This is a genomic window from Gilliamella sp. W8145 (genome assembly GCF_016101145.1).
Taxonomy (GTDB): Bacteria; Pseudomonadota; Gammaproteobacteria; order Enterobacterales; family Orbaceae; genus Gilliamella; species Gilliamella apis_A.
Map to the genome: position 1 here is coordinate 50700 of NZ_JACFRC010000003.1, position 14918 is coordinate 65617.

A 14918-nucleotide genomic window follows, 5' to 3' on the forward strand; every position below is an offset into this window, starting at 1 on the left:
AAAATGTAACTTTAAGTTTAAAAAAGTGGTATTAGTTGTATTTTATTAATTTTGCGTTTTTTTATACGAACGCAAGCAGATATGGATTGTGGTGGTTAAATTGGGAAATATACAAGATGACGATATTTTGAAATGTATTCATCATTTAAATCTTTCAACGCTTTTATTAAGTCAAAAGATGCTTGAAAAAGATAAAGTGATGGCGATGTATCGATTAGGAATTGATGAAAAAACAGCTGATATCTTGAGTAATTTAAGTGCTTCTCAAATGTTGGTTCTATCTGAAACCAATCAATTAACATTTCAATTTAGATTTAAAAATTCGGCAATGATGGAAAAATTAACTGAGGAATCTCGCGTTAGTGATATAAAGCAGATGCATACAGGGATCCTTCTATCAAGCTTACTTTTAGATTCAATTAATAAGTAGGTAGATGATAAAGATGAGTAGCACAAGTATTATTCAAAAGTATAAAGAAGTTCAATTAGCTATTCGATTAATTTCACTCGGCGCTAGAATCCAAATGTTAGAAAGTGAAACCAATTTAAGCCGTGGTAAATTAATTAAATTATATAAAGAAATTCAAGGATGTCCTCCTCCTAAAGGTTTACTTCCCTTTTCAACTACGTGGTTTATGACTTGGGAGCCCAATATTCACTCAAGTATGTTTTATAATGCTTACCATTTTTTAGTTAAAAATGGCATTAAACCTGGTGTTCAGGCCATTTTAAAAGCCTATCAACTCTATTTAGAACAGTGTTCCTTTCCTCAAGATGAAGAGCCTATTTTAGGATTAACCCGAGCATGGATTTTAGTTAAATTTGTTGAAAGTAATGTTATGCAGCAGTCAAGTTGCAAGGAGTGCAAAGGGCGATTTATTACCCATGCTTATCAACCGCATAATAGCTTTGTGTGCAGTTTATGTCAGCCACCATCAAGAGCAGAAAAAAATAATAAAACACATAAAGAGAGTCATGCCAAATGTTTACAAGTTTTATCAATACCAAATGCATTTAATTTAGTTACTGCAAATCAGGTAACAATTTAAGTAAATATTAAGCAGTAAAACAGAGTTAGTTATATTTTATGGAGATAAAGGAAAGCCAATGCTAATAATTATAGGATATATTGTGGTTATCGCTTCAGCCTTAGTAGGCTATGTGCTAAGTGGCGGGTATTTGGCGGTACTTTTTCAACCTTTAGAGTTTCTCATTATTGGTGGGACAGCTATTGGTGCTTTCATTGTAAGTAATGAAAAGAAAGTTATCAAAGCGACACTTAAATCACTAGGTAATTTATTTAAAACCTCAAAATATAATAAAACACTTTATTTAACATTAATTAATTTAATGTACACCATATTAACTAAAGTGCGTCAAAGTGGTGGCTTATCGATTGAAGAAGATATCGATAATCCCAAAGAGAGTGAGTTATTTAAAAAATACCCACTTATTTTAGCCAATCCGCAAGTTTGTGATTTTATCACTGATTATTTACGTTTGATGATCAGTGGCAATATGGAAGTATATGAAATCGAAGCACTAATGAATGAGGAAATAGAAACCTATACTCATGAACTTGAAAAACCAGCTGATGCTATTGCTAGCGTCGGTGATGGTTTACCCGCTTTTGGTATTGTGGCAGCAGTTATGGGGGTTATTAACACCTTAGCACAAGCTGACCGACCAGCTAGCGAATTGGGTGAGCTTATTGCCCATGCTATGGTTGGTACCTTTTTAGGTATTTTACTTGCTTATGGTTTTGTGTCGCCTTTAGCAGCATTATTAAGGCAAAAAAATGCCGATACAGTAAAAATTTTAGAATGCACTAAAGTGATTCTTATTGCCAGTATGCATGATTATGCTCCGCAAATTTGTATTGAGTTTGGTCGCAAAACAATTTTTTCCCACGAACGGCCATCTTTCTTTGAATTAGAAAAATATATTCAAGAAGTGAAAGATAAAAACGCTAACCCAACAGAAAATAATGAATAATGAAAAAGAAGTCAGTAAGAATAATTATTTCTAAAAAGAAATCCGGTCATGGCGGTGGCCATCATGGTGGATCATGGAAGATTGCTTATGCTGACTTTATGACGGCGATGATGGCGCTATTTCTCGTCATGTGGTTAATTGCTAAGTCCAGTCCACAAGAGTTACAAGGCATTGCTGAATACTTTAGAACACCATTGATATTAGGTCAAAATGGTGGCAAAAATATCAGTGATAGTGAAAGTCCGATACCGGGTGGTGGCGATGATGTATCTAAAAATGTAGGTGAAGATAAAAATACCATATTGAATGTCGAGTCTGATTTGAATCAAGATGAAAAAAAGCAATTAATTGATACAGCGAATAAAATATATGAAGTATTTGAACTTGATCCTCGATTGCAGAAATTAGCCGCTAATCTTATTGTTGAACTAACAGAAATGGGGCTAAGAATTCAGATTTTAGCCACCGATGATAAACCGATGTTTGATGTTGGTAGTGCGGTTATTCATCCTAATATGCAAGAAATTTTGTATGCTTTAGCGCCAATCATAAATTCGTTACCTAATAAAATGACGTTATCTGGTCATACTGATGAGCGTCAGTATATAACCGGTGATCGTGGTTATAGTAACTGGGAGTTATCCGCAGATAGAGCAAATTCATCAAGAAGAGAACTGATCGCTGGTGGATTAGATTCCAATAAAATCATTCGTATTATTGGTTTAGCCGATACGGTGGGATTAAATAACCCAAATTACAGCAAAGATGCCAATCGTCGTATTAGTATTTTAATTTTGAACAAATCAGCACAGCAGTATATTGAAGATGAAAATACCATGACTGGCATCGATTTTTTAAAACAGGCCAAACAAATTAAATCAGAATAATATCAACATAAATACTCAGATTAAGCTGGTTAAAAAATTAAAATCAAAAAAAATCCATTTTTATCTAAAAATAACTAAAGTTTTTAAATTGTAGGCCGATATAAATAATAACACTTTAGTTTAATAATTTTATTATTAACTGAGATTATATTTAGGAGCCTTTATGTCAAATTCATTGATGAATACCGGTATTAGTGGATTAAATACAGCACAAAATATGCTTAATGTGATTAGCAATAATATTAGTAATGCACATACAGTTGGTTATAATCGCCAGCAGCAAATTTTGCGTCAAGCAAACGGCACTAAGTATAATTTTGGCTTTGTAGGTAATGGTGTTGCGGTATCATCAGTTAACCGCGCATATAACAGTTTTGTGGTTGGTCAATTACGCCAATCACAATCGCAAAATGGTTCGATAAAAGCCTATTACAATGAGTTATCAAAAGTCGATAATTTACTAGCTGAAAACGAAAACAGTATTTCCTCACAATTAAATAATCTGTTTGCTAGCTTAAATAAGCTCTCTTCCAATGCGGGTGATGCAGCAACCAAACAGACAGTTATTAGCGATCTTACCTCTTTAGTCAGTCAGTTCAATAAAACGGAATTGAATTTAAAAAATCAAATTGCCAATATCAATACTGAACTGACGAATAACATAGATAAAGTTAATACTTATACCCAACAAATTGCTGATCTCAATCAGAAAATTGCCAAATTACAGGCTGTCAGTGGTGGTCATGAACCTAATTCTTTACTAGATGAACGAGATCAATTGGTAACTGAATTAAGCGAACTGATTGGTATAACTGTTAGCGAGCAAAATGGCCAATATAATATTTCGCTTAGCAATGGTTTAAGCTTAGTACAAGGCGCATCGACAAATCAGTTAGCGGTGCAGCCTTCGGCCTCTGATCCTGCCTTAAATACGATTATTTACACCCATAATTCTGGTGCGACACAAGAACTGACAAGTCAAAATATCGCATCAGGCCGATTAAATGGATTATTAGCTTTTCGTGATGGACCACTCCTTGAAGCTCGCAATCAATTAGGGTTGCTGGCGTTAAATTTAGCTGAGCGCTTTAATGAAGTACATACGGCTGGCGTTGATGTTAATGGCGATCCTGGCGAAAAACTATTTGATTATCACAAACCAACTAGTATTGCTAATAGCCAAAATCAAGGTAATGCTACCGTTAAAATGGATTATAACTCGGTAACAGAAGTCAAAGCTTCTGATTATAAAATAGAGTTCAATGGCAATGATTGGGTAGTAACCAGATTATCTGATAATCAACAAATTACCCCACAAGTTAGCGATGGTAAGTTAGTGTTTGACGGCTTATCGATTGAAATTACTGGCAATGCGGTTGCTGGTGATAGCTTTTTACTTAAACCTGTTGCCGATGTAGCCTCATCATTACAGTTACTGGTTAAAGATGTAAATAAACTCGCTACCGGTATTAACGATGATGAAAATGGTAGTGGTGATAATCGAAATGTGGCAAAACTACTTGATATACAAAATGAAAAACTAGTTAATGGTACTAAAACCTTAAATAGTGCTTATACATCATTAGTTAGTTATATAGGTAGTGAGACGCAGACAGCTAAAATTTCAGCGCAATCGAGTCAAAATATCACTCAAGAAATTTATGAGCAGAATCAATCTATCTCTGGTGTGAATATCGAAGAAGAATATATTTCCATGCAAGTTTATATGCAATATTACCAAGCAAATGCCAAAGTTATTGATGCGGCAACGACAATATTTGATACCATTTTAGGTTTGGCCAAATAATAAAAGGATTTAGACATGCGACTTAGTACTCATTCAATGTATCAAAAAAATCTAAATAGTATTTTAAATACCAATACCAAGTGGCAAAAGTCAGGATTACATTTGGCAACCGGCAAGAAAATATTATCACCTTCAGATGATCCGATGGGTGCTTCACAAACATTAATTTTAAGGCAAGCTCAATCAAGGAATAACCAATTTCAAGCAGCACGAGATAGTGTTGATAAATCATTAAGTCGGCAAGATACGGTATTAAAAGAAGCGAATACTGTGATTCAATCAATCCAAGAAACTTTAGTTTATGCCGGTAATGAGACGTTAAATGATGAAAACAGACAAGATTTAGCCAATAAGCTACAAGGATTAAAAGATCAGTTAATTTCGTTAGCCAATGCTAAAGATACCAATGGTAATTATCTGTTTGCTGGTAATAAAAATGATACCCCCCCTTTTGTGGTCGATGAAAGCGGTAAAGTGAATTATGTCGGTGGTTCAACCACGATTAATGTTTTCATCGATGATACCCGTGAAGTATCGCTAAGTTTTACTGGTCAACAGATTTTTATGACAGGCGCCAATACAGAAGTAGAAAGTGATGTCTTTGCGAGTATCGATTATGCCATAGCGGCATTGCAAATTGGTTTAGATGATAATGATCCTGAAGCTATTGAACAGTTTCGATTAGGTTTATCTAAAGCCAGTCAAGGTGTTGATAACTCATTTGAAAACATCTCGACTGTTAGAGCTGCAGGCGGAAATGTATTGGCTGAAGTCGAAAGATTAACCGCACTGGGTAAAACCTTAGATATTGATTTTGAAACGCAAATTAGTCAAATTGAAGATGTTGATTGGTATGAAGCGATTTCAGATTATGTGATGCTACAAGCAAATTTACAAGCAGCACAATATACATTTATGAACATGCAAAACATGTCATTATTTCAAATGAAATAATCTATTATTAATTTTTACACATCCTAAACATGACTATTCATCTAACAAACAGGGGGGTTACAACCTCCTGATTATCAAATTTTTTACTGCTATCATTTTTTGTCATACTGTTTTTTATATTGCTATGCTGATGATCAGCTATTTGCCAAAGGGTGAGAAACGTGATTATAGGTGATCTCGATATATGCAACTAACACATTATTGGTTAATTATTGACTATAGCTTAGAGTTTGGTCTACTTTTTGGCTGTGATGATAATGTAATTTATTTAACAGCTATATTTATTTAAGCACTATTTAAAGGCAATTTGTCTAAATCCAGATATTGATTTTTGCGGTGTATTTTTGGCAATTTGCTCGATTCGACCAATAATTTGGATCAGTTTCTCGCTATAGTTAGGATCAGTTGCATAGTGTGCATCTTGTAGTGCTTTGGCTGCTGTTCTAGCATCGGGAGCATTAACAACTGCACGATAACGTGGGCTTTTGGTTAATAAATTAAGGTAATCAGTTAATGCATGTTGTTTACTGTTGTATACCCTAAATTCATCTTTAATTTTAACCATATTGTTATTTAAGAATTCTTGAGTAGTTAACCGAGTTGAATCACCTTGCCATGATGAGGTTGCTTTTATACCGAAATAGTTATGACTCGGCTTATTATCAGCCGTTTTTATCTGTTTTTTACCCCAACCTGTTTCTAAAGCTGCTTGAGCAATAATGACTTCATAAGGGATGCCAGATATTTTGGATGCCTGCTTTGCTGGCTCAAACCATTCGACGACAAATTGGCTAATATGGTCTTTATCAACTTTGTTGAGCGAAGTTGGCAAGGTTGATTCATTAACATTGGCTTTGGTTAAATTGTTGGCTTTATGCTGTTGATAAAGCATTTGCCCTAATGCTGCTGGCGATAAATTGGATGAATTATCACTAAATAAAGATTGTGCCAATCGCATATTGGTTTGATTATTATTCGCTTGAGCTTGTGAATGAATATTAAGCGTAGAATGTGGCTGATTAGTTAATTGTTTAACAATAACATTAGATAGCCCTAAACCTTTACCTGCCGCTTGTTGAGCAATTTGTTGATCAAACATAGAGGTAAATAATTGCATTGCTGATTGATTAAATAAACCGCCATTGGGTACCGCTTTGCGCATAGATTGCATCATCATATTTACAAATAGTGTTTCAAACTGATCGGCAACTTGTTTGATGCTGTCAGTTGATCCACTAACAGCATTACGTTTCAATTGATTAATGCTAGAAAAATCATAAGCAAAACGATTTATAGACTGATTTATTAGGTTTTTCATTTCAATAGTTCTGCTTTAAATAGTTTCCAATGCGGCATGCAAACAACCAGCGGTTTTTAATGCTTCTAGTATTGACATTAACTCAGTAGGATTGGCACCTAATAAGTTAAGTGAATGAATAACTCGATTTAGATCGGCGCCAGACGCTAAATTCTGCAGTGCGCCACCATCTTGCTCGATAGTTACTTCATCATCTGGAACCACTGCTGTGTTACCACCGGCGAGTGGTGTATTGGGTTGGCTAACTTTCAATTTGTTATTTACCACTACGGATAAACTACCATGTGCAACGGCACAATTGTCTAATTGTACTTTTTGATTCATGACCACGACACCTGTACGTGTATTAATCACCACTTTAGCGGAAATAGGGCTAGCACTAATTTGGAGATTTTGAATTGTAGATAATAATTTAACTCTTGCTTGACTGTCTTGTGGCATGGTCAATTTCACGGTCATGCCATCTAAAGCAATGGCGATATTTTTTTGCACTTTGTTAATAGCATCAGCAATTTTTGTAGCCACAGTAAAGTCAAAATGGTTAAGATGTAAATGCATAGTGCTGTTTTCATCTAAGCGTGTAACTAATTCTCTTTCGATGGTTGCACCACTAGGAATGGTGGCAGCTGCCATTTGATTAACCGTTACACTACTGCTTCTACTGCTTGCCCCCATACCACCAACAAAAAGATTACCTTGCGCAATCGCATAAACTTGGTTATCAGCGCCTTTTAATGGTGTCATAATCAATGTACCACCACGCAGGCTTTTGGCATTCCCTAATGACGAAACAACCACATCAATTTGTTGGCCAACACGCGCATAAGACGGTAATTTAGCCGTGACCATTACCGCTGCCACATTTTTTAACTGCATATTGCTTCCTGATGGCACGGTAATACCTAATTGTGAGAGCATATTGGTGATACTTTGTATCGTAAATGGTGTCTGTGAAGTTTGGTCACCGGTACCGTCAAGCCCTACCACGATACCATAGCCGACTAAGGCATTTTCGCGAACGCCTTGTATTGTCACCAAATCTCTTATTCGCTCGGCATAACTAGAAGGGACAATCACTATTAGCAAAACAAAACAGATAAAAGTACGTAATTTATTTAGCATAATGATACTCATTAAAATGGCGAAAGATTAAAAAACAGGCGCTGTAACCAACCCATTGTTTGTGCTTCATCGATGTAGCCATTACCTACATATTCAATACGAGCATCAGCGACCTGAGTTGATATAACGGTATTACTACCACTTATTGTCCGAGGGTTAACAACACCTGAAAATCGAATAAATTCTGTGCCCTGATTTATTGCAATTTGTTTTTCACCAATCACTTTTAAATTACCATTAATCATGACATCTTGAACGGTGACGGTAATGGTACCGCTAAAGGTATTTTTAGCATTGGCACCACCAGAACCTTTAAAATCATTGCTACCTGAGATATCTGTATCTACTTTGCCTCGACCAACCAGCCCATCTAAAAAGTGCGGTACGGTTTTTACCCCTAAATTGACCCCACCATTACGGCCGGCATTAATGGATGAACTTTTACTTGCGCTAACGTTTTCTTGTAAAACAATCGTTAATACATCACCAATATTGCGTGGTCGACGATCTTCAAACATCGGTTGATAACCAAAACTACTTGGTTGTGAGGCTTGATAAATGGAACCACTGCTGTTCACAATTTCTGGCATTTTTGGAACAATACTGGTGTCGCCTTCAACTAATGCTTTTTTAGGTAATTGACTACAACCAACTAACGACAAAGTTATTAAAATGTAAAGATATCTCATTACCGCTATCATTTTGTTAGATTTATAATTGATTTAAACGTTGCAACATTTGGTCAGATGCCGATATTGCTTTACTATTAATTTCGTAAGCACGTTGTACTTGAATCATATTAACCAACTCTTCGGCCACATTCACATTCGACGTTTCAATATAACCTTGGTATAGCAGTCCAGCACCATTTAGTCCCGGTGTATTTTCAGTTGGTGCACCAGAACTTTCGGTTTCTAGATATAGATTTTCACCAACGCTTTCTAATCCGGTGTCATTGATAAAAGTGTGTAATGTTAATTGACCAACTTGTACTTGAGTTGATTGATTAGCTAAGGTGACATTGACGATGCCATCACGTGCTACGGTCATTTTTATAGCATTGGATGGAATGTTGATTGTTGGTTGAATTTCATAACCGGCAGCTGTTACTAACTGACCATTTTGATTAACTTGAAAAGCGCCACTGCGGGTATAGGCTTGCGTTCCATCAGGCATAAGAACTTGGAAAAATCCTTGTCCATTAATGGCAATATCACTACTGTTATCGGTTAATTCTAAATTACCTTGGCTATGAATTCGTTCGGTTGCAACTGGTCTTACACCAGTACCAATTTGTAATCCTGAAGGTAATGTTGTTTGTTCTGAAGATTGCGCTCCTGGTTGGCGAATTGTTTGGTATAACAGATCTTCAAAAACGGCGCGTTGGCGTTTAAAACCACCTGTACTAACGTTGGCTAAATTATTGGAAATAATATCCATATTCATTTGTTGCGCTGTTAAACCGGTTTTTGCAATCCATAGTGATTTAATCATTGCTGTTTCCTATTTTAGTTAAGTTAACGATAATATTTGGTTGGCTTTTTGGGCATTTTCGTCGGCAGTGGTAATTTGTTTCATCTGCATTTCAAATTGACGAGAATGGCTAATTAGATTCACCATTGCCGTTACCGGATTAACATTACTGCCTTCGAGTACTCCGGACATCAATTTTGCATTAGGGTTATCTTGTAACACGGCACCACGATTATTTATGGTTGCCTCAGTGGCATGGAAAAATCCATCATCACCACGTACCAATTCATTGCGTTCAAGGTGAACTTTTTTTATTTTTCCTACTTGGGCAATGGTGGTGCGTTTATCGCCAGCACCTAAAGCTGATAAAGTCCCATCAGTACTGACACTAACTTGTGAACGCTGAGGTACTGTTAATACGCCATTATCACCAAGTAACGGAAAGCCTTGAATGTTAAGTGTGCCGTTTTCATCGATTTGAATCGCACCATTACGGGTATATCCTTCACTGCCATCAGCTAACTGTACTGCTAGCCAATCGTCTTGGGATAAAGCAACATCTAAATTTCGTCCAGTGTAATTAAAGGCACCGATTGTTGAATCATAGGTTGGCGTAGTTGCCGTTACCATAGTTCTTGTCGGCATACTACTACCGACAATGGGAACTGCTTTCATTGCTATTAATTGCGCCCGAAAGCCAACTGTCGATACATTAGCTAAATTATGACTAGTTATGGACTGTTGATTTAATGTTTGGCTTGCGCCAGACATAGCAGTATAAATAACGCGATCCATAAATACTCCTTAAATTATCTTAAATTAACCAATGTATTAAGAATTTGATCCTGAGTTTTGATGGTTTGTGAATTAGATTGATAATTACGTTGGGCAACAATCATATTGACTAACTCTTGGCTCATATCGACATTGGATGATTCAACTGCACCACTGGTTAGTAAACCAAAAGTACCGGTATTAGCTGAGCCTAATACTTCACCACCAGATTTAAGGGTTGCCCGCCAGTTATTGTTACCGGCTGATTCTAAGCCATTAACATTGGCAAAATCAGCCATGGCAATTTGACCTAACAACATCGTTTGTTGGTTAGAATAGACGCCATAAATTGAGCCATCATCACTGATACTATAGCCAACCAGATCACCAGCAGCATAACCATCAACGACAGGAGTTTTAATGCTACCAACTTCTTTACCCATATTTTGTTGAGTACTGTTTGCTAATGACAGCGTGAAGCTATTGTCGGCTGAACCATTAAGCCCATTAATATTAATCGTCATTTCTGGATCACTAATTAATTTGCCTGATGAATCAAACTCCATTTGCCCTAATGCTTGTAGGCTTGCGTTAGGATCACTACTATCAAGATAATGAACATCCCATTGATTATCAGCCGTTTTAACATAAAAAAGCTGAACGTTACGTTGATTACCTAAAGAATCATAAGTGGTGATCGTAGTTGAATAATTAAAGGTATCAGCATCGGTGGCATTAATTGGTTGTTTTTCAGGTACTTTGCTATTTGAATTTAAATTTGTTTGCAAAGAGGCTTTATTGGTTGCTGATGCATTTAACATCTCTTGTGAAATCTTTAATGGGCCTGGTGCTGAACCTTGTTGGATCTGTGGTGGTGTGCCTGTGGCAAGATAACCGGTTAATTGAAAACCATCCGCTGAGATAATATTGCGATCAGCATCTAATTGAAACTGGCCATTACGGGTATAATAGATTTGACCACTACTATCAACTAAGCGGAAAAAGCCATTACCAGAGATAGCAACATCTAGACTATTATTGGTTGACGTTGTTGTGCCATCATTAAAATTTTGCATAACCGCAGCCACTTTGACACCCATTCCTACTTTTGAACCAGCATAAATATCGGCAAATGAAATGCTAGCACTTTTAAAGCCAACTGTTGCAGAATTGGCAATATTATTACCAATAACATCTAATTGTTTTGATGCGGCATTCATACCACTAATTGCTTGAGAAAATCCCATATTAACTTATTCCCCTTTAAAGAATTTGACGTACTTCGTCAATACTAATTGAACCAAGTATCCCTAAATCAAGTAATACTTTATTATTAACTTTGCTATTAATTACGCCGTATACAACCGAGTAAGATAGTGGTGTGGACGATACTTTTTGCCCGTCATAAGTGGCATTAACCGAAAACGTATAACTACCATCTGGCGCCAGTGTTCCATCATTCAGTTCCCCATCCCAAGTAAAAGAGCTAACTCCAGCAGGAATCGAACCTAAATCGACCTCACGTACAACATTGCCATTTTCATCTTTAATGGTAATGACCACTGACTCAGCATCACGCATAAGTTCAAAGCCAAATGGTGTGGTAATAGTTTCTTTTTCACTTTCCGAACCTTCCACTTCTGATGTAGCGACCAAAATTTTATTACCTGGAACCATGACACCTTTACCAATCATGTTGCTGGCATTGACCGATAAGCTATCGTCAATTTGGCCTGAAACCATACCTAATGTGGTATTCAGTCGTTCGATACCTGCTAACGTATTGATTTGAGCTAATTGCGAGGTTAACTGACTGTTATCCATTGGATTGGTAGGATCTTGATTTTTCATTTGGGCAATAAGTAATGTTAAGAAATTATCTTGTAGTTCCTGACTTGAGTTACCATCAGACGTACCTTTCTTTAGCGCTTGTGGACTGGCCATATTAGTTGATTCTGAAACTGCTACATTTGAGATACCCATCAATTACGCCCTTTTATTGTCCTAGAGTCAGTGTTTTTAGCATTAAACTTTTTGCGGTGTTAATCACTTCTACATTTGCTTGGTAGCTACGAGATGCAGAAATGGTATTAACCATCTCTGCTACTACATCAACGTTAGGTTTTTGAATATAGCCTTGTTCATCAGCTAAAGGATGATTAGGTTCATAAACTAAATTCATTGGCGCAGGATCTTCAATAACTTGTGCTACTTTTACTCCAGCAACACTATTGGAATAACCATTGTCATCGACTTGAAAGATAACTTGTTTGGCTCGATAAGCTTGACCAGAAGTACTGGTAACACTATCAGCATTAGCTAAATTACTGGCACTGACATTCATTCGTTGTGTTTGTGCCATTAAGGCTGAACCAGAAACCGAAAAAATAGAGAAGCTCATGATGATTATCCTTGCTGTAATACCGAAATGACATTTTTAAACTGTTCACCTAAAAAGGTTAAATTACTTTGATAGTGGATACTGTTATCCATAAAAGCAGTTCGTTCTTGCTCCATCTCAACAGTGTTGCCATCAGCAGATGATTGATAAGGAATACGATAAAGAAGATTATAATTAGTGAAATCAGCGCTAGTTATTTGAATATGTTTTGCAGAAGTAATATTTAGTTTTATATTATTGTGGGTCGATTGATTATTGATGGCTCTGTTTAATTCAGTATTAAAATCAATGTCTCTCGCTTGGTAATTAGGCGTATCACTATTAGCAATATTGGTTGCAAGTATATTTTGACGTTTTTCACGAACATTGAGTGCTTGTTGGTGAAAATTAACGAAAGTATCTAATTTATTTAGCATAAAATCATCTCATCCTGATAGATAAAAAGAATTTTAAGCAAATCAAAAAAAAATCATCGTATAAATAACGATAAAAATTGCCCTTATTTCAACATTCGATAGGTGAGCTTATAAAGTACAATTTAGTTATCAATAATTATATGAACCCCGACAAATATGCCTCAGATTATTAGATTGTTGTTTCTTTTTTGTATGTTAGGTAGTTCAAAAATAGTTTGTGCCACTGCACTTGAAAAACAAATTAGTGATCTGATCCATCAACAACTTATTGATGTGAATGTTGATAAAGTTGTCATTAATTATCCAACTGCAAAACCGCAATTAAGTTGTGACTCACCAACATTGGCAATATTGAATAAAAATAAACAATGGGGCAATTTAACGATTACCGCCAGATGTGAAAATATCACTAAATATATCCAGATATACGTCGCTGTGAGTGGTCATTATGTTATTGCTAAACAAGCCATTAGTGCAGGAACATTAATTACTGAACAACTGGTAAAAATGCAACCTGGTCAGTTAGATAAATTACCAGCAACAGTAATTTTAAATCAATCTGAAGTTATCAATCATCTTGCTTTACGTAATATTAATGATGGTGAAGTAATAAAAAATTCAATGCTGCAGAAAAACTGGTATGTTAAAGTCGGTCAAACCGTAAAGGTCATTATTAATGGCGAAGGTTACTCAATTGCAACGCATGGCAAGACATTAAGTAATGGGGCATTGGGAGAATCAATTAATATTAAACTTAATACGGGTAATGTTGTTGAAGGTGTTGTTAATGAAAAAGCTATCACTATTATCAATAAATAAAATTAATGATTTTTTGATTTTTGCCGATAATTAGACTAAACCAACCCTATAAACCTTGACTTGAATTAAAGGAATTTTATGAGTATAGATGCAACAAAATTGGTTACAGCAGTATCGGGATTGCTAAATCGTGATTTAATAAATGGACAAAATAAAGAAACTAAAGCATCTGTGCAAACGTCAAATAGCTTAAATTTGAATAGCAATGTCAAATTGAGCCAAAACACTATCGCATTATTACATTCGACAGAAAATGATATTGATATTAGTAAAATTGAGAAAATAAAACAGGCCATTACTAATGGTAACTTAGTCATCAATCCAAATAAAATTGCAGACGAAATTATTAAGCAAACTCTTGAAGAGATTGAAAGCTAATTAATTTTTGAAGGAATATCATAATGTTAGAGTTAGATAACATTTTTAATAATGTAACAGTCATGTTGCAATCACTTTCAGATATTCTAGAGTCTGAACAGCAAATCCTAATTGGGACTAATACAATTAGCCAATTAAATGACGTTATAAATCAAAAAAGCCAATTACTTATCGAGTTAAAGTTACTTGATGAAAAACGCTTAAAAGTAAGTGCACGCTATAATATCCAATCACCTTATAGTGAAAACCCTGAGCTAGCGTTGAAATGGCAAGCCATCACGAATACCACTCAGCGATTAGCTCAAATCAATAGGGATAACGGTATACTTATTCAAAATCGTATGAATATGACACAACAATCGATTGATTATTTAAAAAGTATTAATAACCCCGCGGTTTACACTTATCACGGTTATCAACAGCCTGAAACGATTTCATCTAAACGTGCTAAAGTTTAATCATTTTAATGCTATTTAAAGCTAAACGAGCTAAATAACCAGTAATTTGGGGTCTTATTAAGCCAATAACTTTAATCAGTTGCGTTCATACTGTGCTATCAAAGTAAAGTGTAATT

General features: G+C 35.6%; 18 protein-coding genes. 9 read left to right on the plus strand and 9 right to left on the minus strand.

Annotation, left to right across the window (positions count from 1 at the left end):
- Positions 1–109 precede the first annotated feature (109 nt).
- The 6 genes from flhD to flgL all read left to right on the plus strand — a co-directional run bounded on the left by flhD (position 110) and on the right by flgL (position 5643).
- On the plus strand, positions 110–430 hold the full coding sequence (flhD, locus tag H3T80_RS09270) for a flagellar transcriptional regulator FlhD (RefSeq protein ID WP_034901072.1): 321 nt from the start codon (positions 110–112) through the stop codon (positions 428–430).
- Between the two features lie 13 nt (positions 431–443).
- Positions 444–1049: a flagellar transcriptional regulator FlhC gene (gene flhC, locus H3T80_RS09275; RefSeq protein ID WP_198201501.1), complete on the plus strand. Its 606-nt coding sequence runs from the start codon at positions 444–446 to the stop codon at positions 1047–1049.
- A 58-nt stretch (positions 1050–1107) separates the two neighbouring features.
- Complete coding sequence (gene motA, locus H3T80_RS09280; protein ID WP_034900975.1) at positions 1108–1995, plus strand: flagellar motor stator protein MotA; 888 nt, start codon at positions 1108–1110, stop codon at positions 1993–1995.
- Positions 1995–2882, plus strand: coding sequence for a flagellar motor protein MotB (gene motB, locus H3T80_RS09285; protein ID WP_110448823.1), 888 nt, complete (start codon positions 1995–1997; stop codon positions 2880–2882). Before motA ends, motB begins: the two co-directional genes overlap by 1 nt.
- 163 nt (positions 2883–3045) lie before the next feature.
- The gene (flgK, locus tag H3T80_RS09290; protein WP_198201502.1) at positions 3046–4689 is read left to right on the plus strand and encodes a flagellar hook-associated protein FlgK; all 1644 of its coding nucleotides are present in this window, start codon (positions 3046–3048) and stop codon (positions 4687–4689) included.
- 15 nt (positions 4690–4704) lie between these two features.
- Positions 4705–5643: a flagellar hook-associated protein FlgL gene (gene flgL, locus H3T80_RS09295; protein ID WP_198201503.1), complete on the plus strand. Its 939-nt coding sequence runs from the start codon at positions 4705–4707 to the stop codon at positions 5641–5643.
- 292 nt (positions 5644–5935) lie between these two features.
- Here the strand turns inward: flgL and flgJ are convergent, their stop codons facing one another.
- From flgJ to flgB, 9 genes are read right to left on the minus strand one after another with little or no spacing between them, the layout of a single operon-like run.
- Positions 5936–6961 (minus strand): flagellar assembly peptidoglycan hydrolase FlgJ, encoded by a 1026-nt coding sequence (gene flgJ, locus H3T80_RS09300; protein ID WP_110448821.1) that lies wholly within the window; start codon positions 6959–6961, stop codon positions 5936–5938.
- A gap of 15 nt (positions 6962–6976) precedes the next feature.
- On the minus strand, positions 6977–8083 hold the full coding sequence (locus tag H3T80_RS09305; protein WP_198201504.1) for a flagellar basal body P-ring protein FlgI: 1107 nt from the start codon (positions 8081–8083) through the stop codon (positions 6977–6979).
- 11 nt (positions 8084–8094) lie between these two features.
- Positions 8095–8772, minus strand: coding sequence for a flagellar basal body L-ring protein FlgH (locus H3T80_RS09310; RefSeq protein WP_110448819.1), 678 nt, complete (start codon positions 8770–8772; stop codon positions 8095–8097).
- A 22-nt stretch (positions 8773–8794) separates the two neighbouring features.
- Positions 8795–9577, minus strand: coding sequence for a flagellar basal-body rod protein FlgG (gene flgG, locus H3T80_RS09315; protein WP_086363614.1), 783 nt, complete (start codon positions 9575–9577; stop codon positions 8795–8797).
- An 18-nt stretch (positions 9578–9595) separates the two neighbouring features.
- Positions 9596–10351, minus strand: coding sequence for a flagellar basal body rod protein FlgF (locus H3T80_RS09320; RefSeq protein ID WP_198201506.1), 756 nt, complete (start codon positions 10349–10351; stop codon positions 9596–9598).
- A 14-nt stretch (positions 10352–10365) separates the two neighbouring features.
- The gene (gene flgE, locus H3T80_RS09325) at positions 10366–11577 is read right to left on the minus strand and encodes a flagellar hook protein FlgE (protein WP_065579054.1); all 1212 of its coding nucleotides are present in this window, start codon (positions 11575–11577) and stop codon (positions 10366–10368) included.
- Positions 11578–11593: 16 nt separating this feature from the next.
- Positions 11594–12313 carry a flagellar hook assembly protein FlgD gene (gene flgD, locus H3T80_RS09330; protein WP_065579055.1) on the minus strand — a complete coding sequence of 240 codons (720 nt, stop codon included), beginning with the start codon at positions 12311–12313 and terminating at the stop codon, positions 11594–11596.
- Positions 12314–12326: 13 nt separating this feature from the next.
- Positions 12327–12734 carry a flagellar basal body rod protein FlgC gene (flgC, locus tag H3T80_RS09335; RefSeq protein WP_086353945.1) on the minus strand — a complete coding sequence of 136 codons (408 nt, stop codon included), beginning with the start codon at positions 12732–12734 and terminating at the stop codon, positions 12327–12329.
- A gap of 2 nt (positions 12735–12736) precedes the next feature.
- Positions 12737–13147, minus strand: coding sequence for a flagellar basal body rod protein FlgB (gene flgB / locus H3T80_RS09340; RefSeq protein WP_198201507.1), 411 nt, complete (start codon positions 13145–13147; stop codon positions 12737–12739).
- Between the two features lie 156 nt (positions 13148–13303).
- On the opposite strand from flgB, the gene flgA reads away from it, so the two are divergent.
- The 3 genes from flgA to H3T80_RS09355 all read left to right on the plus strand — a co-directional run bounded on the left by flgA (position 13304) and on the right by H3T80_RS09355 (position 14802).
- Positions 13304–13966 carry a flagellar basal body P-ring formation chaperone FlgA gene (gene flgA, locus H3T80_RS09345; protein ID WP_198201508.1) on the plus strand — a complete coding sequence of 221 codons (663 nt, stop codon included), beginning with the start codon at positions 13304–13306 and terminating at the stop codon, positions 13964–13966.
- A 78-nt stretch (positions 13967–14044) separates the two neighbouring features.
- Positions 14045–14344: a flagellar biosynthesis anti-sigma factor FlgM gene (flgM, locus tag H3T80_RS09350; RefSeq protein WP_065579058.1), complete on the plus strand. Its 300-nt coding sequence runs from the start codon at positions 14045–14047 to the stop codon at positions 14342–14344.
- A gap of 23 nt (positions 14345–14367) precedes the next feature.
- On the plus strand, positions 14368–14802 hold the full coding sequence (locus H3T80_RS09355) for a flagella synthesis protein FlgN (protein WP_034901007.1): 435 nt from the start codon (positions 14368–14370) through the stop codon (positions 14800–14802).
- The last annotated feature ends 116 nt before the right edge of the window (positions 14803–14918 follow it).

Coding starts and splice junctions, on each gene's coding strand:
- flgM (WP_065579058.1), top strand. CDS start 14,045: ATGAGTATAGATGCAACAAAATTGGTTACAGCAGTATCGGGATTGCTA.
- flgB (WP_198201507.1), bottom strand. CDS start 13,147: ATGCTAAATAAATTAGATACTTTCGTTAATTTTCACCAACAAGCACTC.
- flgG (WP_086363614.1), bottom strand. CDS start 9,577: ATGATTAAATCACTATGGATTGCAAAAACCGGTTTAACAGCGCAACAA.
- motB (WP_110448823.1), top strand. CDS start 1,995: ATGAAAAAGAAGTCAGTAAGAATAATTATTTCTAAAAAGAAATCCGGT.
- H3T80_RS09310 (WP_110448819.1), bottom strand. CDS start 8,772: ATGAGATATCTTTACATTTTAATAACTTTGTCGTTAGTTGGTTGTAGT.
- flgA (WP_198201508.1), top strand. CDS start 13,304: ATGCCTCAGATTATTAGATTGTTGTTTCTTTTTTGTATGTTAGGTAGT.
- flgL (WP_198201503.1), top strand. CDS start 4,705: ATGCGACTTAGTACTCATTCAATGTATCAAAAAAATCTAAATAGTATT.
- motA (WP_034900975.1), top strand. CDS start 1,108: ATGCTAATAATTATAGGATATATTGTGGTTATCGCTTCAGCCTTAGTA.
- H3T80_RS09320 (WP_198201506.1), bottom strand. CDS start 10,351: ATGGATCGCGTTATTTATACTGCTATGTCTGGCGCAAGCCAAACATTA.
- flgJ (WP_110448821.1), bottom strand. CDS start 6,961: ATGAAAAACCTAATAAATCAGTCTATAAATCGTTTTGCTTATGATTTT.
- flhC (WP_198201501.1), top strand. CDS start 444: ATGAGTAGCACAAGTATTATTCAAAAGTATAAAGAAGTTCAATTAGCT.
- flgE (WP_065579054.1), bottom strand. CDS start 11,577: ATGGGATTTTCTCAAGCAATTAGTGGTATGAATGCCGCATCAAAACAA.
- flgD (WP_065579055.1), bottom strand. CDS start 12,313: ATGGGTATCTCAAATGTAGCAGTTTCAGAATCAACTAATATGGCCAGT.
- flgK (WP_198201502.1), top strand. CDS start 3,046: ATGTCAAATTCATTGATGAATACCGGTATTAGTGGATTAAATACAGCA.
- H3T80_RS09305 (WP_198201504.1), bottom strand. CDS start 8,083: ATGCTAAATAAATTACGTACTTTTATCTGTTTTGTTTTGCTAATAGTG.
- H3T80_RS09355 (WP_034901007.1), top strand. CDS start 14,368: ATGTTAGAGTTAGATAACATTTTTAATAATGTAACAGTCATGTTGCAA.